The sequence below is a fragment of the Arthrobacter sp. KBS0702 genome (assembly GCF_005937985.2).
Lineage (GTDB): Bacteria > Actinomycetota > Actinomycetes > Actinomycetales > Micrococcaceae > Arthrobacter.
On record NZ_CP042172.1, the window covers coordinates 1,284,939 to 1,308,629 of the forward strand.

Consider the following 23,691-nt stretch of genomic DNA (forward strand, 5'->3'; position numbering starts at 1 on the left):
GGCCGTTTCCGTTGTAGGCCCCGGCCCCGCGGCGAGGATCCCGGCGCCCCGGGGGTTCAACATGATCCCCGCCCGCCCCGGAAATCCGCGGTTTTCCGCCCGGTGTCCGGTACCGTTGCGGGTATGGCGACACGCACATCCTCCGCGCCTAGAGGCAACTCAAGCGGCAGCTCAAAGGGCAACACTGGCAGCTCTTCCGGCCGGAGCTCCGGCGCAGCTGCGTACAAGACCGGCCGCACGCAGGGGACCGCGCGCACCCGGCAGATGGCCGCCGTCGAACCGCGGCAGCCCTGGCTGGTGCGGGTGGTGGCCGGGGCCTGGCTGGGGATTGGCCACGTGGTGGGCGCCGGCGTCCGCCGGATCGGCCACGATGTCAGCGACCTCGACCCCGCGGACCGCCGCGACGGCGCCGCGCTGTTCAACCTCGCCCTCGGCGCGTTTATCGCGACCTTCGCCTGGTGGGGCTTGAAGGGCTGGTTCCCCGACGCGGTCTTCGGGATCGTCAACGGCACCTTCGGCTGGATGTCCCTGCTGCTGCCGCTGATGCTCTTCGTCTGCGCCTTCCGGCTCTTCCGCCAGCCGGTCGACGGCCGCGGCAACAACCGGATAGGCATCGGCTTCCTCATCATGACCTTCGCGGGCTGCGGCCTGGCGCACGTCATCGGCGGCCAGCCGACCGTCGCCGACGGCTTTGACGGCCTGCGCCGGGCCGGCGGCATGCTCGGCTACCTCGCCGCCGCGCCGCTGGCCACCATCCACGCCGCGGTGCCGCTGGCCCTCTACGCCCTGCTGGCCTTCACTTCGCTGCTGATCGTTACGGCTACCCCGTTCGGGGCCATTCCGTCCCGCATCCGCGGCGCCTACGAGCACCTGATGGGCATCGACCTGCAGGAGTACGACGACGACCAGGACGGCCACGACCGCAGCTACCTGTACGAAAACGACGCTCCCGCGCCCAAAAAGAAGCGCAGGCGCCTCTTCGGCAAGGACGGCGACGCCGACGCCAGGCTGGAAGGCTACGTCGGCGACGAAGCCTTCGAACACGCCGTCGTCGACGGCGACGAGCCCGGCGACGCGAAGGGCGGCGGCAGCGGTGCCAAGGGGCCCGGCAAGGGCGCCAAGGCCGTGGCGCCGGGCGTGCGGCGGCCCACCCAGGCCGAGATCGCCGTCGAGAAGATCAAGGCGGCCCAGGGGCTCGGCAGTGCAGCAGCCACCGCCGCCGGCGCCGTGGGGGACGCCACCGAGGCGATACCCCTTGTCACCCCGGGCATGATTGCCGCCGGCTCCCTGAACCCTTCCGCAAACGCCGGCGCCGCTTCCGCCGCCGCCCCGAAGGTCCCGGCGAACCCCGTCGCGCCCGCCCCGCTGCCGACCCCGATCCCGCAGCGCACCGAACAGCTCTCGCTCGCCGGCGACGTCACCTACACCCTGCCGGCGTCGGACATCCTCACGCCCGGCTCCATCCCCAAGGAACGCACCGAGGCCAATGACGCGATCGTCGCCTCGCTGACCGAGACGCTGAACCAGTTCAACGTGGACGCGCAGGTCACCGGCTTCAGCCGCGGCCCCACCGTCACCCGGTACGAGATCGAACTCTCCCCGGGCACCAAGGTGGAACGCGTCACCGCCCTGTCCAAGAACATCTCCTACGCCGTGGCGAGCTCCGACGTGCGGATCCTCAGCCCCATCCCGGGCAAGTCCGCCATCGGCATCGAGATCCCCAACACGGACCGCGAAACCGTCTCGCTCGGCGACGTCCTCCGCAGCCAGAACGCCCGCCGCACCGACCACCCCATGGTCATGGGCGTCGGCAAGGACGTCGAGGGCGGCTACGTTGTGGCCAACCTCGCCAAGATGCCGCACCTGCTCGTCGCCGGCGCCACGGGCGCCGGCAAATCCTCGTTCGTGAACTCGATGATCACCTCGATCCTGATGCGCGCCACGCCGGACGAGGTCCGCATGGTCATGGTGGACCCCAAACGGGTGGAGCTGACCGCCTACGAGGGTGTCCCGCACTTGATCACCCCGATCATCACCAACCCCAAGAAGGCCGCCGAGGCCCTCCAATGGGTGGTCCGCGAAATGGACGCCCGCTACGACGACCTCGCGAACTACGGTTTCAAGCACATCGACGACTTCAACAAGGCGGTCCGGGCCGGAAAGGTCCACCCGCCGGAGGGATCCAAGCGCGTCATCCGGCCGTACCCGTACCTGCTGGTGATCGTGGACGAACTCGCCGACCTCATGATGGTGGCCCCGCGCGACGTCGAAGACTCCATCGTCCGCATTACCCAGCTGGCCCGCGCCGCCGGCATCCACCTGGTGCTCGCCACGCAGCGGCCCTCCGTGGACGTCGTCACCGGCCTGATCAAGGCCAACGTGCCGTCCCGGATGGCGTTCGCGACGTCTTCCGTGACCGACTCCCGCGTGGTCCTGGACCAGCCGGGTGCCGAGAAGCTGATCGGCCAGGGCGACGCGCTCTTCCTGCCGATGGGCGCCTCCAAGGCGATGCGCGTGCAGGGCGCCTGGGTCACCGAGTCCGAAATCCACAAGGTAGTCGAGCACGTCAAGGGCCAGCTCAAGGCCGTCTACCGCGACGACGTCGCCCCCGAGGCGCAGCAGAAGCAGATCGACGATGACATCGGGGACGACCTCGAGGTGCTGCTGCAGGCCACCGAGCTGGTGGTCACGACCCAGTTCGGCTCGACGTCGATGCTGCAGCGCAAGCTGCGCGTCGGCTTTGCCAAGGCCGGCCGCCTGATGGACCTGCTGGAGTCCAGGGGAGTGGTGGGACCCTCCGAGGGCTCCAAGGCCCGCGACGTCCTGGTCAAACCGGACGACCTGGCCGCGGTCCTGGCCGCCATGAAGGGCCAGGACGGACCGGTCGCCGCCGATTCCCAGACGGCCGCGCTGAGCGATAACGCCAACGCCAACATCGCGCAGGGCGGCTACGCGGAGGACCTGGTCGCCGCGGACCTGGACAACCGTACCCAGTCGATCGAATATCACGACGGCGCCGACGGCGGCTCCGATGACCAGGACGGCTCCGAGGATGCCTGGTCGCTCACCGGACGGTAACCGGCGGAGACGGTAGCCTAGGAAGGTGACTAGCGCCGAAACCAACGCCGGGTCCGCCCCGCGGATCTGGAACCTGCCCAACATCCTCACGATGCTGCGGATCGCGCTGGTGCCCTTTTTCGTCTGGTTCCTCGTCGCCGACGCTCCGGGCCTGACTGCCCAGAACGGACCGTGGCGCTGGGCCGCCGTCGTCGCCTTCGCGGTGGCGATCTACACCGACAAGCTCGACGGCGACATCGCCCGCAGCCGCGGCCTCGTCACCGACTTTGGAAAGATCGCCGACCCGATCGCGGACAAACTGCTGATCGGCTCGGCCCTGGTGATGCTGTCCCTGCTGGGCGAACTGCCGTGGTGGGTCACGGTCCTGATCCTGGTCCGCGAGTGGGGCGTCACGGCGCTGCGTTTCTTCGTCATCCGCTACGGCGTCATCCCCGCCTCCCGCGGCGGGAAGCTCAAGACCGTGGTCCAGACCGCCGCGATCTTCCTCTACGTCATGCCGCTCGCCGCAATCGCGCCCTGGCTGGGATTCGTGGCCTTCGCGGTCATGATGGCGGCCCTGGCGATCACGGTCTGGACCGGCGGCGAATATGTCATCGAGGCCCTCAAGCTGCGTGCCAGTGGCATCCGGGCCCGGAAACAGCAGGTTCAGGAGGGAACGCCATGAGCACTCCGCAGCCGAGCCCCCACCCGGGGCTCCACCCGAACCTCCACCGCCTGGCCGGGCAGGCAGTGGCCGGCGCGATTGAGCACGGACTGACGGTGGCCACGGCGGAGTCCCTGACCGCCGGCATGGTGGCCGCCGTGCTGGCCGACACGCCCGGCGCGTCCGCCATGCTCCAGGGCGGCGTTGTCGCCTACGCGAACTCGGTCAAGGCCGACGTCCTGGGCGTCTCCCGCGAGGTCCTCGACACCGCCGGCTCGGTAGACGGACAGGTCGCCGCGGCGATGGCCTCCGGCGCGCGCACCGCGTGCGGAGCCGACGTCGGGATCGCAACCACCGGCGTGGCGGGCCCGGAGCCGCACGACGGCAAGGACGTGGGCACCGTCTACATCGGCCTCGCCACGGCTGAGGGCGCGACGTCGTTCGCGTACCGCTTCGAGGGATCCCGGCAGGAGATCCGGGCGCTGGCGTGTGGCGCCGCCCTGGAACGCCTGCTCGAAGCCCTGTCCCCGGCAAGCTACCGCGGGTAAAGTTGCCGGGAACAAAAGTTGATTCCGAATAGTTGTTACATTGTGTCGCCCCGGAATAAGGGTGGCGCCTAGGATGAAGTCATTACAATGTTCGCCCTCAACAGCGAACCAAACATACGAGGGAGCAAGGCGATACAGATGGTAAAGCAGCCCGTATCCGTAAACGGCGTTGTCCGCTGGAAGGATGTGGGCCTCGCCGATCAGGCTAAGAGCGAACAGAAGGAGCGCAAGATGGTTGTACTTCGTCACGAAATCGGTGATGTCCTGCGCGATGTCCGCCAACGCCAAGGCCGTACCCTCCGCGAAGTCTCGCACAGTGCCCGTGTATCCCTGGGCTACCTGAGTGAAGTGGAACGCGGCCAGAAGGAAGCCTCCTCGGAGCTGCTCTCCTCGATCTGCTCGGCCCTCGACGTCCCGTTGTCCAGCATGCTCCGCGAAGTCAGCGACCGCGTTGCCGTGGCCGAGGGTGTCGCCGTACCGGACACCGTGCCCCAGGAATTTGCGCAGCGCTATGGCCGTGACCTCGACCGTGAGCTCAACACCGAGCTGAACGACGAGCTGGCCACCGGCCTGCTCTCCGGGGCGCGGTAGCCCCAGTCCATTAGTTTCAAACGGAAGGTCCCCGGCGGTGTGCCGGGGACCTTTTCCGTGTTGTCGCCGGTTTGTCGGAGACGGGCCGGGTGCTTTTAGAGAGCCGGAGTGGCGGAGCTGTTTACAGGGCTTCGTCCCGCGGGAAGCCGTCGCGCTCGTAGGTGGCGTTCAGCTTCGCCATGTAGCCGGCAAAGGCTTCAAGTTCCCCGGCGGGCCACTCCGCCAGCCGCTCGCGGAAGACCTCGCGGCGGGCATCCTGGACCAGGTGCATCTTTTCCTCGCCCTTGGCCGTCAGGCTGATGGCCTGGGCCCGGCCGTCCAGCGGATCGGCTTGCTTCGAGACCAGCCCGAGGCCTTCAAGGAACGCGACCTGGCGGCTCACCGAAGGCTTGCCGACGCCGATGCAGGACGCCAGCTCGGTCAACCGGATCGGCCCCTTGGTGCGCAGCACGGAGAGCAGGCCGTAGGCGGCGGGCTCCATCTCGGGGTGGACCTGCCGGGAGAGCTGCTGCGACATGGAACGGGCGCGCCTCCAGAGCAGGCTCAACTGGTGTTCGACGGCAGCCAGGGCCTCCTCGGGGGAGGCCTCGCCGGTCCCGGAAATTCGCGCCGGGTCCGGGGCGGCGTCGCGTGGGGTGCTCATAGCAACCATTCTAGGGTCCGCGCCCGTGAGAGACTTGACCGGTGAGATTGAGTGACTTCTGGCGGCTGATGGACGACGAGTTCGGGGCGGGATATTCCCGTGTCCTGAGCAGCTCCCTGGTGCTCGCCGGCGTCGGTGGACGCACCGCGGACCAGGCCCTCAGCGACGGGGTGCCGCCCCGGCAGGTCTGGCTGGCGCTCTGCGACGTCCAGGACGTCCCTGCCGAGCGGCGGCTCGGCCGCGACGTCAAGCCGCGCGGCTAGGTCCGGTCCCGCCCGGGTTCCCGCCTGACACGCCGCCGGATTGTTCGAATATCTGTTCGGGTCCGGCTATGCTTTTTTCAGAGCGTTTTCCACATACGCGACGACGGCGGCAACTTTGTCAGTGGCTGCCACTAGCGTCAGTGATGACATAGCAACGGCCACGACGGCCACTCTCCAGCGAGAAAGTATTAGAGGTGTGAATCATGGCCGCAGCCCCGGATCGCCAGAAGGCGCTCGACGCAGCGCTTGCCCAGATTGACAAGCAGTTCGGCAAAGGTTCGGTCATGCGGCTGGGCGATGAAGTCCGTGCGCCCATCGAGGTCATCCCTACCGGCTCCATCGCGCTGGACGTGGCCCTCGGAATTGGCGGCCTGCCCCGCGGCCGCGTCGTTGAGATCTACGGCCCCGAATCCTCCGGTAAGACCACAGTCGCCCTGCACGCCGTGGCCAACGCGCAGCGCCAGGGCGGCATCGCTGCCTTCATCGACGCCGAACACGCGCTCGACCCGGAATACGCCGCCAAGCTCGGCGTCGACACCGACGCGCTCCTCGTCTCCCAGCCGGACACCGGTGAGCAGGCGCTTGAAATCATGGACATGCTGATCGGCTCCGGCTCGCTGGACGTCATCGTCATCGACTCCGTGGCGGCCCTGGTGCCCCGCGCCGAAATCGAAGGCGACATGGGCGACAGCCACGTCGGCCTGCAGGCACGGCTGATGAGCCAGGCGCTGCGTAAGATCACCGGCCGGCTGAGCCAGACCAAGACCACCGCGATCTTCATCAACCAGCTCCGCGAAAAGATCGGTGTCTTCTTCGGCTCGCCGGAAACCACCACCGGTGGTAAAGCGCTGAAGTTCTACGCCTCGATCCGCATCGACGTCCGCCGTATCCAGACCCTCAAGGAGGGCGCGGACTCGGTCGGCAACCGCACCAAGGCCAAGATCGTCAAGAACAAGATGGCTCCGCCCTTCAAGATCGCCGAATTCGACATCATCTACGGCCAGGGCATCTCCCGCGAGGGCGGCATTATCGACATGGGTGTCGAGCACGGCCTGATCAAGAAGTCCGGCTCGTGGTTCACCTACGACGGGGACCAGCTGGGCCAGGGCATGGAGAACTCCCGCCGCTTCCTGCGCGACAACCCGGAGCTCGCCGCCGAACTCGAGCGCCTGATCAAGGAAAAGCTCGGCGTCGGGGTCAAGGCCGCGGACCCGGAGGAATCACCGAAGCTGAAGGCCGTTGACGGCTTCTAACAGCCGGGCCTCCGCCACACGACGCCGCAAGGGGTCAGGATTCCCTTCCCGGAATCCTGGCCCCGGCGTCGTTGACGGCCCCGGCGACCACGGCCCGTTCGCCCCGGCGGCTCCGCCGGTACCGGAGCGGGATGCGGACGCGGACCCCGCCGCCGTCGCCCGAGCCGTCGTGCTGCGGCAGCTGACCAACTCGCCCAAGAGCCGGCTGCAGCTCTCCCGCAAGCTGGCCGAGCGCAACATCCCCGAAGATGTCGCCGAGGCTGTCCTTGACCGTTTCGAGGAAGTCCGCCTGATCGACGACGCCGAGTTTGCCGACATGTGGGTCCGCAGCCGTGCCCAGACGCGCAAGCTTGCCAAGGGTGCGCTGCGGCGCGAGCTGGCGGAGAAGGGCATCGACCAGGAGACCGCTGCCGGCGCACTCGAGCAGCTCAGCGATGAGGACGAGGAAGCCTCGGCCCGGGAGCTCGTGGAGCGCAAGCTGCGCAACGCCCGGGGCCTGGAAGACCGTGCGGAGCGGGACAAGGCCGTCCGTCGGCTGGCCTCGATGCTCGCACGCAAGGGCTACCAGCCTTCCCAGGCCTTCCGCATCGTCGGTGAGGCCGTGGACGCGTCCCTCGAAAAACCGGACGGCAAGGCCTGAGGGGGCCGGCGGCAGCATGGCCCGCGAAAGCGGCCACACCGACCCGTTACCCTTAACAGGTGAGTTTGACCATTCCTACCCCAGCCCCCGGCGGAAACCCCTTCCCGGATGAGACTGCCCCGGCCCGCAGCTACCAGGTGCGGACCTTCGGCTGCCAGATGAACGTTCACGATTCCGAGCGAATGTCCGGCATGCTCGAGGCCGCCGGCTACGTGCGCTCCGACGGCGAGCTGGCCGACGTCGTCGTCTTCAACACCTGCGCGGTGCGGGAAAACGCCGACAACAAGCTCTACGGCAACCTCGGCATTCTCCGCCCGGTCAAGGAAGCCAACCCGGGAATGCAGATCGCCGTCGGGGGATGCCTCGCGCAGAAGGACCGCGAGACGATCCTCCGGAAGGCGCCCTGGGTCGACGCGGTCTTCGGAACCCACAACGTCGGGGCCCTGCCGGCCCTGCTGGAACGGGCACGCCACAACAACGAGGCACAGCTGGAAATCCTCGAATCGCTCGACGTGTTCCCCTCCACGCTGCCCACCAAGCGCGACTCGGTCTACGCGGGCTGGGTCTCGATCTCGGTCGGCTGCAACAACACCTGCACCTTCTGCATCGTTCCGGCGCTGCGCGGTAAGGAAAAGGACCGCCGGCCCGGCGACATCCTCGCCGAGATCCAGGCCCTCGTCGACGACGGCGCCATCGAAGTCACGCTGCTGGGCCAGAACGTGAACTCCTACGGCGTCGAGTTCGGCGACCGGCAGGCGTTCTCCAAGCTGCTGCGCGCCTGCGGCGAGATCCCCGGCCTGGAACGCGTCCGGTTCACCAGCCCGCACCCGGCGGCCTTCACCGACGACGTCATCGACGCCATGGCCGAAACTCCGAACGTCATGCCGCAGTTGCACATGCCGCTCCAGTCCGGCTCGGACAAGGTGCTCCGCGAGATGAAGCGGTCCTACCGGTCCACCAAGTTCCTTGGCATCCTGGACAAGGTCCGGGAGAAGATCCCGCACGCGGCGATCTCCACCGACATCATCGTCGGATTCCCCGGCGAAACCGAGGAAGACTTCCAGGCCACGCTCGACGTCGTGGAAAAGTCCCGCTTCGCCACCGCCTTCACCTTCCAGTACTCCAAGCGGCCCGGCACCCCCGCCGCTGAGCTCCCGGACCAGCTGCCCAAGGCCGTGGTGCAGGAACGCTTCGAACGGCTCACCGCGCTGCAGGACCGGATCGCCGCCGAGGAGAACGCCCGCCAGCTCGGTCGCCGCGTCGAGGTGATGGTCACCGCGCAGCCCGGCCGCAAGGCGGGGGAAACCCACCGGCTCTCCGGCCGCGCCCGGGACCAGCGCCTCGTGCACTTCTCCGTGCCGGCCGGCGCCGAAACGCCCCGCCCCGGGGACCTCGTCACCGTGACCATCACCGAGGCCGCGGCGTTCCACCTCGTCGCCGACCCGGCGTCGGCAGAGGACTACAGCCTCCGCCGCTCCCGCGCCGGCGACGCCTGGGACAGGTCCCAGGCCGACTCCTGCGGCGCCCCGGCACCCGGCGGAGGCGGAGCCGGAGCCGGTGGCAGGGCCAATGGCACCTCCGGCGTTTCCCTGGGCATGCCAAGCCTGCCGCTGCGCGCCCGCTAGTCCGTGGACACTTCCACACCTCCGGTCATCGCCGTCGTCGGACCCACGGGATCCGGAAAATCGGATCTCGCCGTGTCGCTGGCCCTCGCCCTGGACGGGGAAGTGGTCAACGCCGACGCCATGCAGTTCTACCGCGGTATGGACATCGGAACCGCGAAGATCACCGAAGCTGAGCGCAGGGGCGTGCCCCACCACCTCCTGGACATCCTCGACGTGACCGAAGAGGCCAGCGTCTCGGACTTCCAGCAGCGCGCCCGTGACGTGATCGCGGACATCCACGCCCGGGGCAAACGGGCCGTCCTCGCCGGCGGCTCCGGCCTGTATGTCCGTGCCGCCCTCGACGTGCTCGAGTTCCCGGGCACCGACCCGGCCATCCGGCGCCGCCTCGAGGAAGAAGAGGCCACGGCCGGTCTCGCACCCCTGCGGTCCCGGCTGGAACACGTGGATCCGGTCTCCGCGGGCCGACTGGGTGACGCCCGCCGCGTGATCCGTGCCCTGGAGGTCTTCGAACTCACCGGGCGGCCCTTCAGCTCTTTTATGCCCTCCCGCGAGTACTTCCAGCCCGCCGTGCAGCTCGGGCTCGAGGTGGACCGCGACCAGCTGCGCGAGCGCCTCGCCGCCCGCGTCCACACCATGGTGGCCCAAGGGCTCCTGGCGGAAGTGCAGCGGCTGGACGCCGAAGGCCTGCGCCGCGGCAAGACCGCCTCCCGGGCCCTGGGCTACGCGCAGTTCCTCAAGGTCGTCGACGGCGAGTCGGACGTGGCACAGGCCGCGGAGGAAACCATCGTCGCGACACGGCAGTTCGCCCGCCGCCAGCTCACCTGGTTCCGCGCCGACCCGCGGATCAATTGGCTGGACTGGCAGGACCCCGAACTGCTGGCCAAGTCCGTGGCGCTCTGCCGCTGAGCCCGGCGCCGCCGTTTCCGTTCCGGTACGGCCGGACCGGTAACCTTGGAGCATGGACGAAACCCTTGCCGCGGCCGCTGACCACCCTGCCGCCGGAGACACCGCCGGACTCGGCGGCCTGAAGTTCTCGAAAGGCCACGGAACGGGCAACGACTTTGTCCTGATTGCGGATCCGCACGGCGCCCTTTCCGTCACCCCGGAGCAGGTTGCCGCCATCTGCGACCGCCACCGCGGCATCGGCGCGGACGGCCTCATCCGCGCGGTGCCCTCCCGGTTGCTTCCGGAAGGACGGGAGCTGCTCGGCCAGCACCCCGCGGCGGAGTGGTTCATGGATTACCGCAACGGTGACGGCTCACTCTCGGAAATGTGCGGCAACGGCGTGCGCGTCTTCGTCCACTTCCTCATCCATGAGGGCCTCGTGGACCTGCCGGCGGGGGAGTCGCTGACCATCGGAACCCGCGGCGGCGTCAAGACCGTGGTGCGCACCGCGTCCCGCTACGCCGTGGACATGGGACCCTGGGAATTCATATTCCCGGGCGAGGCCACCGCGCGCGCCATGGACTCACTGGTCAGCGCAGACGGACTGGAAGTCGCCAGGCCCGCGCTGTCCGTGAGCATGGGCAACCCGCACACCGTCGTCGCACTGGCCGAGCTGGCCGAGCTCGACTCGACGGAACTGTTCAGGGCGCCCCGGGTCGATCCCGCGCCGCCGCACGGCACCAACGTGGAGTTCGTTGTCCCGTCCGAACCGCTCGTCCACGACGGCGTCGGGACCATCACCATGCGCGTGCACGAAAGGGGAGTGGGGGAGACCCTGTCCTGCGGCACCGGCGCCTGCGCCGCCGCCGTCGCGATCCGGCACTGGGCCGGCTCGGGCGCTCCGGACGCCTGGAACGTTAAGGTTCCCGGCGGCGTCGTCGGCGTGAAGTTCTTCATGGCCGCGGACGGCCATGAGCACGTGGAACTTAGCGGCCCCGCCGTGATCGTCGCTAGCGGGATGCTTTCCTGACCCGCAGGATGCGGAAGGACTTTGAGGTGCTCTCGCGGGTGACGGTGAAGCTGCTGTCCAGCTCGGCAGCGAGCCAGCGCTGAAGCGAATCCGAACCAAGGTTCTTCTGCACCACCAGCCACGCTGAACCGCCCGGCGCCAGCCGCGGCAGCCACAGGAGCAGCAGGGCGTGGAGTTCGTCCTTGCCGATGCGGATGGGCGGGTTGGACCAGATGGTGTCGAAGCGCAGCTCCGGGTCCACATCCGCGGGGGCGCAGGCGGTGACGTTCTCCAGCCCCAACAGGGCGGCATTCTCATTCGTCAGGGTGACACAGCGTTCGTTCACATCCACCGCGAAGACCCGGGCATGCGGTGCCCTCAGCGCCATAGTCAGCGCGATCGGACCCCAGCCGCACCCGATGTCCAGCAGGTTCCCCTGCGGCGCGGGGGCCGGGACGTCCGCGAGCAGGACCGCCGTTCCCTTGTCGATGCCGTCCGGGCTGAAAATTCCGGAGGACGTCTGCAACGTCCGCCGCGCGCCGGCCAGCTCCACGGTCAAGGGCTTGCGGGTGAACGGCCCGGCCGGCTGGGCGCTGAAATAATGTGCAGACTCCATAACTGGCCAGATTAGTTGGCCCTCCGGCGGTATGGGAAACCGGCCCGGACCCGCCGGGACACGCCGGTCACCCGCGGCCCGACCCGTCCGGGGCGCGGGCATGGTCTGCTAACGTTAAAGACATGTTCTTGAACTTCAAGTAGCCGGCACGGGCCTCCCGTCTTCGTAGAGGTCCCGTCCCCGCAGCGACGCAGGTAGTTACCTTCCGCTCTGTGCGCCCCCATGATCGTCCTCAACTGGACCCACCGCCGGCGCCCGAACCTTGGAGTTTGGCAGTGCTCACCCGAGCCCGGCCGGGCGGACAGTCTCTCCCTCCCCACGGCGCCACCACGCCTGTTCCTTTCCCTTTCCCGGCGCTCCTTCTCGGAGCCCGCCCCAGCCTGCAGCGCCGCCGCCGCAGGCACGCCAGGAGGCACGCATGACCCCCAGCCGTCAGCCCAGCGCGAATACTGCGCCACAAGACGCCGAACAGCACTATTCTGGAAGGGCAAACCCTTCAAAGGAGACCATGACCAGTCAGCCCAACACCGGACCCGATTCAGCCTCCCAGGACATGACCCCTGCGGAAATTCAGGCTGTCATCGACCGGATCCTCTCCAAAGACGCCCCCGCCCCCAAGGCCGGTCCCGGCACCGGACACCCCGGCGAGTCGAAGGCGGTGTTCGGCAAGGCGCAAGCAATCTCGCGGCTGGATGAGGAACACGGCAGCTACGACGGCGACCAGCAGGACCTCGAGGAGCGCCACGCGCTCCGCCGAACCGCCGGCCTGTCGACGGAACTCGAAGACGTCACCGAAGTCGAATACCGCCAGCTGCGCCTTGAACGCGTCGTGCTGGCAGGGCTCTGGACCGAAGGCACCCTCGCCGACGCCGAGAACTCCCTGCGCGAGCTCGCGGCCCTGGCCGAAACCGCCGGTTCCGAGGTTCTCGACGGGCTCGTCCAGCGCCGCGCCAAGCCGGACCCGGGCACGTTCCTCGGCTCCGGCAAGGCCCAGGAGCTCAAGGACATCGTGATGTCCACCGGCGCCGACACCGTCGTGGTCGACGCGGAACTGGCTCCTTCCCAGCGCCGTGGCCTCGAAGACATCGTCAAGGTCAAGGTCATCGACCGCACGGCCCTGATCCTGGATATCTTCGCCCAGCACGCCAAGAGCCGCGAAGGCAAGGCCCAGGTGGAACTGGCCCAGCTCGAATACCTGCTTCCGCGCCTGCGCGGCTGGGGTGAATCGATGTCCCGCCAGGCCGGTGGCCAGGTGGGCGGCGCCGGAGCGGGCATGGGTTCACGCGGCCCCGGTGAGACCAAGATCGAGCTGGACCGCCGGCGAATCCGCACCCGGATGGCCAAGCTGCGGCGGGAAATTGCCGCGATGAAGCCGGCCCGGGAGACGAAGCGGGCCAACCGCCGCCGCAACGCCGTTCCGTCGGTGGCCATCGCCGGGTACACCAACGCCGGCAAGTCCTCGCTGCTGAACCGGCTGACCGACGCCGGCGTCCTGGTGGAGAATGCCCTGTTCGCCACGCTGGATCCGACCGTCCGCAAGGCCGAAACCTCGGACGGGCTGGGCTACACGCTCGCCGACACCGTCGGATTCGTCCGCTCGTTGCCCACCCAGCTGGTGGAGGCCTTCCGCTCCACCCTGGAGGAGGTCGCGGATTCGGACCTGATCCTGCACGTCGTCGACGTCTCCCACCCCGACCCGGAGGGCCAGATCGCGGCCGTCCGCGCGGTGTTCAGCGAAGTCGACGCGCGCAAGGTGCCCGAGATCATCGTCCTGAACAAGGCCGACGCCGCCGACCCGTTTGTGATTGAGCGGCTCAAGCAGCGCGAGCCCCGCCACGTGGTGGTCTCCGCCCGCACCGGCGAAGGCATCCCGGAACTGCTCAAGGCCATCAGCGAGGGCATCCCGCGGCCCAGCGTGAAGCTGGAACTGATGATCCCGTACAACCGTGGGGACCTGCTCAGCAAGCTGCATGAGACCGACGCGGAGATCATCAGCCTCGACCACGGGGAGACCGGTACCCGTGCCGTGGTGATGGTGCGCGAGGGGCTCGCCGCCGAACTGGATTCCTTCGTCAGCAATGACTGAACCAGCGGTGGCCGAGGGGGAGGCCGCGCCGTCCGAGAGCCGCCCGTCCGGCAGCCGCCCGTCCGGCGAGCAGTTCGTGGTTGAACTGCTCGACCGGGCGGTCGCCGGCATGGGCGGCCAGAGCCGCGACGGCCAGCACGAAATGGCACGACAGGTGGCCCGCGCGATCGAGACCGGCGACCACCTGCTGGTCCAGGCTGGCACCGGCACCGGCAAGTCCCTGGCCTACCTGATTCCACTGATCGCCCACTCGCTGGTCAGCGACAAGCCCACCCTGGTTTCCACCGCCACCCTGGCGCTGCAGACCCAGATTGTTGGCCGCGACCTGCCCCGGCTGCTCAAGACCATCACCCCGGCCCTGGACCGGCCGGTGAAGGTCGCCCTGGTCAAGGGCCGCTCCAATTACGTGTGCCGCCACAAGCTCGAGGGCGGCTTCCCTTCCGAGGAACCGTCCGAGGGCCAGTTGTTCTCCCTCGGCGAGGACACGTCCGTGCCGCACTTCGCCGCGGCGATGGGCGGACCGTCGTCCCAGCTCGGCAAGGAAGTGGTCCGGCTCCGCGACTGGGCTGAGGACACCCAGACGGGGGACCGCGACGAACTGATGCCCGGGGTGACCGACCGCGCCTGGCGGCAGGTCTCCGTCACCTCCATGGAGTGCCTGGGCGCGCAGAAGTGTCCGCTCGCCGCCGAATGCTTCAGCGAACTTGCCCGCCAGAACGCCGCCGACGCCGACGTCGTGGTCACCAACCACGCGATGCTGGCCGTCAGCGCCTTCGAAGGCCTCGCGGTCCTCCCGGAGTACGACGTCGTGGTGGTGGACGAGGCCCACGAACTGCAGGACCGGGTGACCGGCGCCGTGTCCGGACAGCTGTCCGTCGCCATGGTGCACGCTGCCGCGTCGGGCGCCCGCAAGCACGCCGGAATCACCGTGGATGCGCTGAACAATGCCGCGTCCAACCTCGAACTCGCCATTGAGGGCGTTCCCAGCGGTTTGATGCCGAACGGACTGAACAGCGAACAACTCGATTGCGTGGACCAGTTGCGTGACGCCTGCCGCGCCGCGCTTTCGGACTCCAAGGGGGACAGCGCCAACACCGCCGACGGCGGACGGCAGCTCGCCCGGTCCCGACTGATGGTGATCCTGGAACTCTGCGAACGGCTCCTGGCGGCCAAGGAGAACCGCGAGGTGGTCTGGTTCTCCCGCAACAGCAGCTTCGACCCGCAGCAGGGCTATTCGCAGCCTGATGACTCCGCGCCGGCCCTGATCAACATCGCCCCGCTCAGCGTCGCCGGGCGGCTGCGCGAGGGATTGTTCGCCGACCACACCGTCGTGCTGACCTCGGCAACCCTCGCCATCGGCTCGGCCTTCGAACCGGCGGCCGGAGGCCTGGGCCTGGTCGGCCCCGGCGCACCGAGCTGGACCGGCGTCGATGTCGGGTCCCCGTTCGAGTATCCGAAGCAGGGCATCCTCTACGTCGCCAAGCACCTGCCCAAGCCGGGCCGCGGGACCTCCCCGGAAGCCCTCGACGAGCTCGAAAAGCTGATCCGGGCCTCCGGCGGCGGCGCCCTGTGCCTCTTCTCCTCCCGGCGTGCCGCTGAAGAAGCCGCCGAAGCCATGCGGCCACGGCTGGGCCTGAGTATCCTTTGCCAGGGCGAGTCGACCATGACGGCACTCGTTAAGCAGTTCGCCGACGAGCCTGACACTTGCCTCTTTGGCACGATGTCGCTCTGGCAGGGCGTCGATGTGCCCGGAAACTCCTGCCGGCTGGTGGTGATCGACAGGATTCCGTTCCCGCGGCCGGATGACCCGCTCATGACCGCCCGCTCCCGTGCTGTGGCCCGAGCCGGCGGTAACGGCTTCATGAGCGTCTCTGCAACCCACGCGGCCATCCGGCTCGCCCAGGGCGCCGGCCGGCTGATCCGCTCGACGTCGGACAAGGGCGTAGTGGCTGTCCTGGACTCCCGGCTGTCTACCGAGCGCTACGGCGGGTTCCTGCGCGCCGCGCTGCCGCCGTTCTGGCCCACCACCGACCCGGCGGTGGCCCTGGCCGCCCTCGCACGGCTGGCCAAGGAAAGCCCAGCAAAGGAGACGGCCACCTAGGCCGCTCACCCAACGACGAAGGCCCCGTCCGGAAAACCCGGACGGGGCCTTTCTATGCCGGGCGCAGTACGTGCCGGCGGCGCTAGAGGGAGCGAAGCACCGAGACGACTTTTCCCATGATGACGGCATGGTCGCCGAGGATCGGCTCGTACTGGGTGTTCTGCGGGAGCAGCCAGGTGTGGCCGTCGCGCTGGCGGAACGTCTTGACCGTTGCCTCGTCGTCGAGCAAGGCAGCCACGATGTCGCCGTTGACGGCGTCGTTCTGGCGGCGGACGACCACCCAGTCGCCGTCGCAGATGGCGGCGTCGATCATCGAGTCGCCGGCCACCCGAAGCATGAACAATTCGCCGTGGCCCACCAGCTGGCGCGGCAGCGGCATCACGTCCTCCACCACCTGGTCGGCCAGGATCGGGCCGCCGGCGGCGATCCGGCCCACGAAGGGCACCATTGCGGTGTCGGTGGCACTGGCGAGTTCCGAGACCGCAACGCCGCCGACGGCCCGCAGGCCGGTGGACTTCGCCACCCCGGAGACCTTGGTGGCACCCTCGTCGAGCGTCAGGGGCAAAAGGACTTCCATGGCGCGGGGCCGTTTGGGGTCCCTCCGCAGGTAACCGAGCTTTTCCAACTGCGAGAGCTGATGGGTGACGCTGGAGAGGCTGGCGAGGCCGACGGTGTCGCCGATCTCGCGCATCGAGGGCGGGTAGCCGTTGTCGGTCACGGACCGCTGGATGGTCTCCAGGATCTTCTTTTGCCGGACGGTGAGGCCCTTCGGCGCCCGGCCGGCCTGGGGGCTCCGCTGGGCGGCCCTCCCGCCGGCGGCTTGTGCTGCCATGTTCGCCACGCCTTTCCGTTCCGCCCGGCCGCCTGGGCTGCCGGGACCAACTGGTCTGAAAATGTCAGACCCCGCTGATCAACTGCTGTTGATCACCACAAGTGGTTCTGCTGGTTCAAAAGTAGGCCAGCAGACACGCTTTTTCAAACATTTGTTCTAGCGAGTCTCGACATTGTTCGTTCATAAGTGCTAAAACAGGAACTACAACGTTCGAATATGTGTTCGAAGTTAGTCGCCGGGACGGGATCTTTCGGTTCGGTTCTGTGTTCGAACGTAGTGATCAAGATTTGCGGTCCAGGTTTGCGTTAGATGGTTCGGCCGGTTGGCGGCGAGTACGTGGAGTACGCCGGGCGGCACAGATAAGTCCAGGAGGGCTCAGTTCATGTCAGCAGTAAGCGCTATTTCCGGTTCACAGGTTTCCGTTCCCGTGCAGGCGTCACGGTTCGAGGCTTTCGGCCCGCACGGCATCTTCGACGGGCAGGAAGCCAGCCGCGGGCAGCGGGCTGTGCCTGCCGTTGCGCCCAGGCAGGCGCCGCTGCGGCTGACCCGCCGGGGCCGCTTCGTCTTCTTCGGCCTGCCGTTGATTCTGCTGGCTGCCCTCGTCCTTTCGCTCGCCGGTTTCCTGAATGCGCCGGCCAAAGCCGCCGACTCGACCGCGGAGCTCTCGCTCACCCCTACGGTCACCGTGACGGTCCAGCCGGGGGAGTCGCTGTGGGCCATCGCCGGCGCAGTGGCACCGGAGCGCGACCCCCGCGACGTGGTCGCCGACATTGTGCAGCTCAACAACCTCGATGCCGCCCGCGTTATCCCCGGCCAGCAGCTCTACGTGCCCTCCAGGTAATCCCCGGCCGCCCTCTGGAGGTCACAGTTTCGGGGCCGGGCGTGGTCTCACTTAAACTAGGCACGTGACTGACCAGCTAGAGCGCCTCAACCGACTGCCCCTCCGGACCAATCTGCGGGGGTTGCGGCCTTACGGCGCGCCCCAGCTGGATGTTCCGATCTTGCTGAACGTCAACGAAAACACCCATGGCGTCCCGGACGACGTCCGCGCGGCCATCGCAGAGGCAGTGACCGAGGCTGCCGCCGGGCTGAACCGGTACCCTGACCGCGAGTTCACCGAATTGCGGGAAGGGCTGGCCGAGTATCTCGGCCACGGCCTCGACGCCGCCAACATCTGGGCCGCCAACGGCTCCAACGAAGTCCTCCAGCAAATCCTCCAGGCCTTCGGCGGTCCGGGCCGCACTGCGCTCGGGTTCCCTCCCACGTACTCCATGTACCCGCTGCTGGCCGCCGGCACGGACACCGAGTACATCGTGGGGGTGCGTGCCGACGACTACGGGCTCAGTGCCGAATCGGCCGCCCGGCAGGTACGGGAGCTGAAACCCAACGTTGTCTTCCTCTGCTCTCCGAACAACCCCACGGGCACCGGTCTGGGTCTCGACGTCGTCGAGGCCGTCTACGAGGCCGGGGAAGCCAGCCAGACCATCGTGATCGTCGACGAGGCCTACCACGAGTTCGCCCACGACGGTACGCCCAGCGCCCTGACGTTGCTGCCCGGACGCGAGCGGCTGATCGTGTCCCGGACCATGAGCAAGGCCTTTGCCCTGGCCGGCGCGCGGCTGGGCTACATGGCGGCCGCGCCGGAGGTCACCGATGCCCTGCGCCTGGTCCGGCTGCCATACCACCTGTCCGCCATCACGCAGGCCACTGCGCTGGCCGCGCTGCGCCACCGCGTGGCCCTGATGGCCGATGTTGAAGACATCAAGCGCCAGCGGGACCGAATCGTCTCGGAGCTGACCCGGATGGGACTGAAACCGGCCGCTTCGGATTCGAACTACGTGTTCTTCGGCGGCCTCGACAACCCGCACGAGACCTGGCAGGGGCTGCTGGACGCCGGTGTGCTGATCCGCGACGTCGGAATCCCCGGCCACCTGCGCGTGACCGCCGGTACTGAGACGGAAACCACAGCGTTTCTGCACGCGCTCGAACGCATCCTGACCGGCCACGAAGCACAGTCCGCCTAGACTTAAGCCAGGACCCACGCACACCACCGGCGTTCGCCGGGCGCCCGCCTCATCCAAAGGACACCCCACATGAGCAACACCGGAACTGCCGCTGCCGAGGCCCGGACCGCACGCCTCGAACGGACCACCAGCGAGTCGTCCGTGCTGGTCGAGATCGACCTCGACGGCACCGGCGTCTCGGACATCAGCACGTCGGTGCCGTTCTACGACCACATGCTGACGGCGCTGAGCAAGCACTCCCTGATCGACATGACGGTCAAGGCCACCGGTGACACCCACATTGATGTCCACCACACCGTGGAAGACGTCGCCATCACCTTCGGCGAGGTCCTGCGCACCGCCCTGGGGAACAAGGCCGGCATCCGCCGCTTCGGCGAGGCCACGGTGCCGCTCGACGAGGCGCTCGCACACGCCGTCGTCGACGTCTCCGGCCGGCCCTACCTCGTGCACGCCGGAGAACCGGCGGGCCAGGAATACCACCTCATCGGCGGCCACTTCACCGGGTCCCTGACCCGGCACGTTTTCGAGGCGATCACCCTGCACGCCGGCATCTGCCTGCACATGAACGTCACCGCCGGCCGGGATCCGCACCACATCGTCGAGGCGCAGTTCAAGGCCTTTGCCCGGGCCCTCCGCGCGGCTGTTGAGCCGGATCCCCGGGTCGAGGGCATTCCCTCCACCAAGGGTGCGCTGTGAGCGGCAAAGTTCTCCAGGACGGCGCGATCATCGACCCTGACGCCCACCGGAAGCCCGCGTCGCCCGACGGTAAGCCCACGGTCACCGTGCTGGACTACGGTTCGGGTAACGTCCGATCGGCCGTGCGCGCCCTCGAGCGTGCCGGCGCCGAGGTCATCCTCAGCGCCAAGCCGGAAGATGTGCTCAACGCCGACGGGCTCGTCGTCCCCGGCGTCGGGGCCTTCGAAACCGTCATGAACGAGCTCAAGGCCGTCGACGCCGTCCGGATGATCGGACGCCGGGTCGCCGGCGGCCGGCCCGTGCTGGCGATCTGCGTCGGACTCCAGGTCTTGTTTGAGGCCGGCGTCGAACACGGCACCGTCGCCGAGGGCATGGGGGAGTGGCCCGGCAAGGTCGAGCTGCTGCCGGCCGACGTGGTGCCGCACATGGGCTGGAATACCGTCACCGTGCCGGAGGGCTCCCGGCTCTTTGCCGGCGTCGAGAACGAGCGCTTCTACTTCGTGCACTCCTACGGTGTGCAGCACTGGGATTTCGACGTGATCCAGCCGCGCATGAAGGCGCCGCTCGTCACCTGGTCCGAACACGGTGCCCCGTTCATCGCAGCGGTGGAAAACGGTCCGCTCTGCGCCACCCAGTTCCACCCCGAAAAGTCCGGCGACGCCGGCGCGCGCCTGCTCCGCAACTGGGTGGACGGTCTGCGCAGCAGCGCCACCACCAGTGCCGCCGAGGCCGGAACAGCCCAGCCTGGCACCCCGGAACAGACCGCCTAGATGTGGTCCATAGTCCTGATGGGCCTCGCCGGATTGCTGGTGGGCGGCGCCCTGTCCTTCCGGCAGCAGAAAAGCCCTCTCTGGGTCCAGATCGTGTTCTACATCCTGGCCGGCATGTCGCTGCTGGCCGCCTGGCTATTAACCCTGCCGGGGAACTGACCCTCCCGGGCACCTGACCACCACGTCCCCGCCCGCCCCGACCGCCACCCCAATACGTGAGGACCCAACGATGACCACCGAAACCCCGCTGCCGGTACTCGAGCTGCTCCCCGCCGTCGACGTCGTCAACGGCCAGGCCGTGCGCCTGGTCCAGGGCGAAGCCGGCAGCGAAACCAGCTACGGCACTCCGCTGGAGGCAGCGCTCAACTGGCAGGAACAGGGCGCCGAATGGGTCCACCTGGTGGACCTCGATGCAGCCTTCGGCCGTGGCTCCAACGCCGAACTGCTGCGCGAGGTCGTCGGGCGGCTGGACATCAAAGTCGAACTCTCCGGCGGCCTGCGCGACGACGAGTCGCTGGAAAAGGCCCTCGACCTCGGTGTGGCCCGGGTGAACCTCGGCACCGCCGCGCTGGAGAATCCCGAGTGGACGTCCCGTGTGATCGAGCGTTTCGGCGACAAGATCGCCGTCGGCCTCGACGTCCGCGGCACCACCCTCGCCGGCCGCGGCTGGACCAAAGAGGGCGGCGACCTCTGGGACGTGCTCGGCCGCCTCGAGGAAGCCGGCTGCGCCCGCTACGTCGTCACCGACGTCACCAAGGACGGCACCCTGCAGGGCCCCAACGTCGAGCTGCTGCGCCAAATGGTGGAGAGGACCGGCAAGCCTGTTGTAGCCTCCGGCGGCATCTCCAGCCTCGAGGACCTCAAAGTCCTGCGCTCCCTGGTACCGCTCGGGGTCGAGGGCGCCATCATCGGCAAGGCCCTCTACAACGGCAACTTCACGCTGCCCGAAGCCCTCGACATCGCCGGCCGCCGCTAGGGAAGTCCGGGCCATGGAGCACAACCCCCTGTCTAAGGGAACATTGCCCGAGCACCGCCAGCCCGGCGGACGCCCCTTGCCCGGCCACATCGCCGCCGCCCTCGCCGGCACCGGGGGCGCGACGGACTCCGCCGGCCAGCCCTGGGCCGGCCGCAGCCTCAGCGGTGACGACGCCAAGATCCACAACTTCGAGGACGACGACGGCGCCGCCGACGCCGGCTACCTGGCCGCGCTGGACGCCCTCGCCGCCGGCACCGGGGACGAGGCAGCAGTGGTGGCATCGCTGGCTACCGCGCGCGTCTTCGTGCCGATCGTGGCCCGGCTTGCCGAAGAAGGCGAGGGCGTGGCCGGCCAGGAGGGCAAGAAACAGCACGGGGAGGAACTGCAGGGCGACAAACAGGCGGACATGGCCCTCGTGACCCTGCAGGCCCCCGACGGCCGGACCGCGCTGCCGGTCTTCACCTCTGCCCGGGCCCTGGCGGCCTGGCACGCGGAGGCGAGGCCCGTGGCGGTCTACGCGGCGCGGGCCGCGCTCTCCGCCGTCGCCGAGGGGGCCGAACTGCTGGTCCTCGACCCCGGCTCGGCTGCCACCTTTGTGGTGCGCCGGCCCGCCGTCTGGGCCCTGGCCCGGCAGCACGGCTGGACGCCGAGCTACAGCGATCCGGCGGTGGCCGAGGCTGTCGCCAGCGCGGCGGCTGGTCTTCCGGCGCTCCGGCGCGTTGAGATCCTTCCCGGCGGGGGAGTGGCATCGGCGCAGGCCGGCGGCGGCCAGCTCCCCGGCGGGGGCGCCGGTCCGGAGCTGCGGATGGTGCTGTACCTTGAAGACGGGCTCGACGCCGCCGCGGTGCAGTCCCTCGTGGCCGGGCTGAACAACGCTCTGGCCCGGAATGAAACATTTGCCGAGCGGGTTGACTCGATCGACATCAAGTTGCAGCGCGCAGCACCCTAGCCGAAAGCCGGCACGAGGGCCTCCGGGTGCTGCCAACGGCAGTACACAAAGGAAAGCAGTTTCGTGAATTTCGCGCTCTACCGGGACCTGCTGGCCGTGAGGCCCGTCAGGAACCTCCTGCTCGTTGGCATGGTCGCCCGCATCCCGCACTCCGCGGCCGGGGTGCTGCTGACGCTGCACATCGTCCTCACCCTGGGACAGGGCTACGCGGCCGCCGGGGCTGCCGCGGCCGTCATGACGATCGGCATCGCCGTCGGAGCCCCGTGGCGCGGACGCCGGGTGGACACCGTGGGCCTGCGCCGGGCGCTGATCCCGTCCGTCGTCTCGGAGACCGTCATCTGGTCGATCGTGCCGCACGTCGGCTACGAACTGCTGCTGCCCCTGGTCTTCGTGGGAGGCCTGCTGACGCTGCCGATCTTCAGCGTCGTGCGCCAATCGCTGGGCATCCTCGCCGGCGGCGAGCAACGCCGGACGGCCTTCGCCCTGGACGCGATCAGCACCGAACTGGTCTTTATGATCGGCCCCGCGGCCGGCGCCGTCGTCGCCACCGCAGGATACTCCGCGCTGGGCCTGACCGTGGTGGGCATCGCCACCTCCCTGTCCGGCCTGTTCCTGATGTGGATCAACCCGCCCACCCGCAGCGCCGACTCCGGGGCTGAGCCGGACACAGCGTTCGAGGCGGCCCAGCAGGAAGGCGCGGAAACGGCCCTGGTGGCCGCGGCACCCCACGTCCAGGAAGCCGCTGCCGAACTGGCACCACTGGCCGCCGCGGAGCAGCGGCGGCAGGGCCGCCCCGGCCTGCGGCACAAGGTCGTCCGCAATTTCGCCTGGTTCACGGCTGGCGTGGCGGCGGTCTTCGCCGTCGCGGCCGGCGCCGGCATGGTGCTCAGCGGCACCGACGTCGGCATCGTCGCGGCCCTCGAGAGGGGAGGGCACCAGGCCGAAATCGGCATCGTTTTCCTCCTCTGGTGCGCGGCATCCGTGCTGGGCGGACTGGTCTACGGCGCCATGCACCGGCCGGTGTCCCCGGTCCTGCTGCTGCTGGGCATGTCCGCACTGACGATTCCGATGGCCTTCGCGCACGACACCTGGACACTCGCGGTGCTGTCGCTGCTGCCGGGCCTGCTCTGCGCGCCGGTGCTCTCCGCCGCGTCGGAGAAGGTGGCAGAACTGGTCGAGGAGGGCCGCCGCGGCGAGGCGATGGGCTGGTACGGCTCTGCCCTCACCGGCGGCGTGGCACTCGGCGCTCCGCTGGCCGGGCTCTTTATCGACGGCGTGGGCCCGGGCGCGGGGTTCGTCGCGGTGGGGGTGGCCGGCGTCGTGTTGTGCCTGGTGGGACTGGTCCTGCAGCACCGCCGGCGGCGGCGGCTCGCCCCGGCCTGACCGGCTCGCTCCGATCCCGCAGGCCGCTCCTGCCGGCCAGCCGGTTAAACGACGACGGCGGGCGGACCGTTCTGGTCCTC

General features: G+C 68.9%; 23 protein-coding genes. 20 read left to right on the forward strand and 3 right to left on the reverse strand.

What is annotated here, in order from left to right; translation table 11 throughout:
• Positions 1-123: 123 nt before the first annotated feature.
• The 4 genes from FFF93_RS05880 (at position 124) to FFF93_RS05895 (ending at position 4,860) form a co-directional block, all read left to right on the forward strand.
• Positions 124-3,078 (forward strand): DNA translocase FtsK, encoded by a 2,955-nt coding sequence (locus FFF93_RS05880; RefSeq protein ID WP_138769750.1) that lies wholly within the window; start codon positions 124-126, stop codon positions 3,076-3,078.
• Positions 3,079-3,169: 91 nt separating this feature from the next.
• A complete protein-coding gene (locus FFF93_RS05885) occupies positions 3,170-3,742 on the forward strand; it encodes a CDP-alcohol phosphatidyltransferase family protein (protein WP_395858434.1) in 573 nt (190 codons plus the stop codon).
• Positions 3,739-4,269, forward strand: a complete 531-nt coding sequence (locus FFF93_RS05890) for a CinA family protein (RefSeq protein WP_138769748.1) — start codon at positions 3,739-3,741, stop codon at positions 4,267-4,269. Before FFF93_RS05885 ends, FFF93_RS05890 begins: the two co-directional genes overlap by 4 nt.
• A 138-nt stretch (positions 4,270-4,407) precedes the next feature.
• On the forward strand, positions 4,408-4,860 hold the full coding sequence (locus tag FFF93_RS05895; RefSeq protein ID WP_138769747.1) for a helix-turn-helix domain-containing protein: 453 nt from the start codon (positions 4,408-4,410) through the stop codon (positions 4,858-4,860).
• A 121-nt stretch (positions 4,861-4,981) separates the two neighbouring features.
• Here FFF93_RS05895 and FFF93_RS05900 read toward each other — a convergent pair whose 3' ends face one another.
• Positions 4,982-5,503 (reverse strand): MarR family winged helix-turn-helix transcriptional regulator, encoded by a 522-nt coding sequence (locus FFF93_RS05900; RefSeq protein WP_138769746.1) that lies wholly within the window; start codon positions 5,501-5,503, stop codon positions 4,982-4,984.
• Between the two features lie 41 nt (positions 5,504-5,544).
• On the opposite strand from FFF93_RS05900, the gene FFF93_RS05905 reads away from it, so the two are divergent.
• The 6 genes from FFF93_RS05905 (at position 5,545) to dapF (ending at position 11,199) form a co-directional block, all read left to right on the forward strand.
• The gene (locus FFF93_RS05905) at positions 5,545-5,766 is read left to right on the forward strand and encodes a DUF3046 domain-containing protein (protein WP_138769745.1); all 222 of its coding nucleotides are present in this window, start codon (positions 5,545-5,547) and stop codon (positions 5,764-5,766) included.
• Positions 5,767-5,969: 203 nt separating this feature from the next.
• Positions 5,970-7,019 carry a recombinase RecA gene (recA, locus tag FFF93_RS05910; RefSeq protein ID WP_138769744.1) on the forward strand — a complete coding sequence of 350 codons (1,050 nt, stop codon included), beginning with the start codon at positions 5,970-5,972 and terminating at the stop codon, positions 7,017-7,019.
• 169 nt (positions 7,020-7,188) lie between these two features.
• Positions 7,189-7,659: a regulatory protein RecX gene (locus FFF93_RS05915; RefSeq protein WP_261375401.1), complete on the forward strand. Its 471-nt coding sequence runs from the start codon at positions 7,189-7,191 to the stop codon at positions 7,657-7,659.
• 59 nt (positions 7,660-7,718) lie between these two features.
• Positions 7,719-9,284: a tRNA (N6-isopentenyl adenosine(37)-C2)-methylthiotransferase MiaB gene (gene miaB / locus FFF93_RS05920; RefSeq protein ID WP_138769742.1), complete on the forward strand. Its 1,566-nt coding sequence runs from the start codon at positions 7,719-7,721 to the stop codon at positions 9,282-9,284.
• Between the two features lie 3 nt (positions 9,285-9,287).
• On the forward strand, positions 9,288-10,190 hold the full coding sequence (gene miaA, locus FFF93_RS05925; RefSeq protein WP_138769741.1) for a tRNA (adenosine(37)-N6)-dimethylallyltransferase MiaA: 903 nt from the start codon (positions 9,288-9,290) through the stop codon (positions 10,188-10,190).
• Positions 10,191-10,242: 52 nt separating this feature from the next.
• Entirely contained in the window at positions 10,243-11,199 is a 957-nt protein-coding gene (dapF, locus tag FFF93_RS05930; protein WP_138769740.1) for a diaminopimelate epimerase, read from the forward strand.
• Here the strand turns inward: dapF and FFF93_RS05935 are convergent.
• On the reverse strand, positions 11,180-11,794 hold the full coding sequence (locus FFF93_RS05935; RefSeq protein WP_138769739.1) for a class I SAM-dependent methyltransferase: 615 nt from the start codon (positions 11,792-11,794) through the stop codon (positions 11,180-11,182). The genes dapF and FFF93_RS05935 overlap by 20 nt on opposite strands.
• 508 nt (positions 11,795-12,302) lie before the next feature.
• Between FFF93_RS05935 and hflX the strand changes: the two genes are divergently transcribed.
• Positions 12,303-13,880, forward strand: coding sequence for a GTPase HflX (hflX, locus tag FFF93_RS05940; protein ID WP_138769738.1), 1,578 nt, complete (start codon positions 12,303-12,305; stop codon positions 13,878-13,880).
• A complete protein-coding gene (locus tag FFF93_RS05945) occupies positions 13,873-15,981 on the forward strand; it encodes an ATP-dependent DNA helicase (RefSeq protein ID WP_138769737.1) in 2,109 nt (702 codons plus the stop codon). Before hflX ends, FFF93_RS05945 begins: the two co-directional genes overlap by 8 nt.
• 82 nt (positions 15,982-16,063) lie before the next feature.
• Here the strand turns inward: FFF93_RS05945 and lexA are convergent, their stop codons facing one another.
• A complete protein-coding gene (gene lexA, locus FFF93_RS05950; protein WP_138769736.1) occupies positions 16,064-16,813 on the reverse strand; it encodes a transcriptional repressor LexA in 750 nt (249 codons plus the stop codon).
• A 382-nt stretch (positions 16,814-17,195) separates the two neighbouring features.
• On the opposite strand from lexA, the gene FFF93_RS05955 reads away from it, so the two are divergent.
• The 8 genes from FFF93_RS05955 (at position 17,196) to FFF93_RS05985 (ending at position 23,611) form a co-directional block, all read left to right on the forward strand.
• On the forward strand, positions 17,196-17,654 hold the full coding sequence (locus FFF93_RS05955) for a LysM peptidoglycan-binding domain-containing protein (RefSeq protein ID WP_138769735.1): 459 nt from the start codon (positions 17,196-17,198) through the stop codon (positions 17,652-17,654).
• Between the two features lie 64 nt (positions 17,655-17,718).
• Positions 17,719-18,837 (forward strand): histidinol-phosphate transaminase, encoded by a 1,119-nt coding sequence (locus tag FFF93_RS05960; RefSeq protein ID WP_138769734.1) that lies wholly within the window; start codon positions 17,719-17,721, stop codon positions 18,835-18,837.
• Positions 18,838-18,906: 69 nt separating this feature from the next.
• Positions 18,907-19,533, forward strand: coding sequence for an imidazoleglycerol-phosphate dehydratase HisB (hisB, locus tag FFF93_RS05965; RefSeq protein ID WP_138769733.1), 627 nt, complete (start codon positions 18,907-18,909; stop codon positions 19,531-19,533).
• On the forward strand, positions 19,530-20,303 hold the full coding sequence (gene hisH / locus FFF93_RS05970; protein ID WP_138769732.1) for an imidazole glycerol phosphate synthase subunit HisH: 774 nt from the start codon (positions 19,530-19,532) through the stop codon (positions 20,301-20,303). The genes hisB and hisH overlap by 4 nt, the downstream gene beginning before the upstream one ends.
• Entirely contained in the window at positions 20,304-20,462 is a 159-nt protein-coding gene (locus FFF93_RS16915; protein WP_186372245.1) for a hypothetical protein, read from the forward strand. It begins immediately after the preceding gene.
• Positions 20,463-20,532: 70 nt separating this feature from the next.
• Complete coding sequence (gene priA / locus FFF93_RS05975; RefSeq protein ID WP_138769731.1) at positions 20,533-21,279, forward strand: bifunctional 1-(5-phosphoribosyl)-5-((5-phosphoribosylamino)methylideneamino)imidazole-4-carboxamide isomerase/phosphoribosylanthranilate isomerase PriA; 747 nt, start codon at positions 20,533-20,535, stop codon at positions 21,277-21,279.
• 13 nt (positions 21,280-21,292) lie between these two features.
• Complete coding sequence (locus FFF93_RS05980) at positions 21,293-22,228, forward strand: SseB family protein (protein ID WP_138769730.1); 936 nt, start codon at positions 21,293-21,295, stop codon at positions 22,226-22,228.
• A gap of 63 nt (positions 22,229-22,291) precedes the next feature.
• Entirely contained in the window at positions 22,292-23,611 is a 1,320-nt protein-coding gene (locus FFF93_RS05985) for an MFS transporter (RefSeq protein ID WP_138769729.1), read from the forward strand.
• Positions 23,612-23,691: the final 80 nt, after the last annotated feature.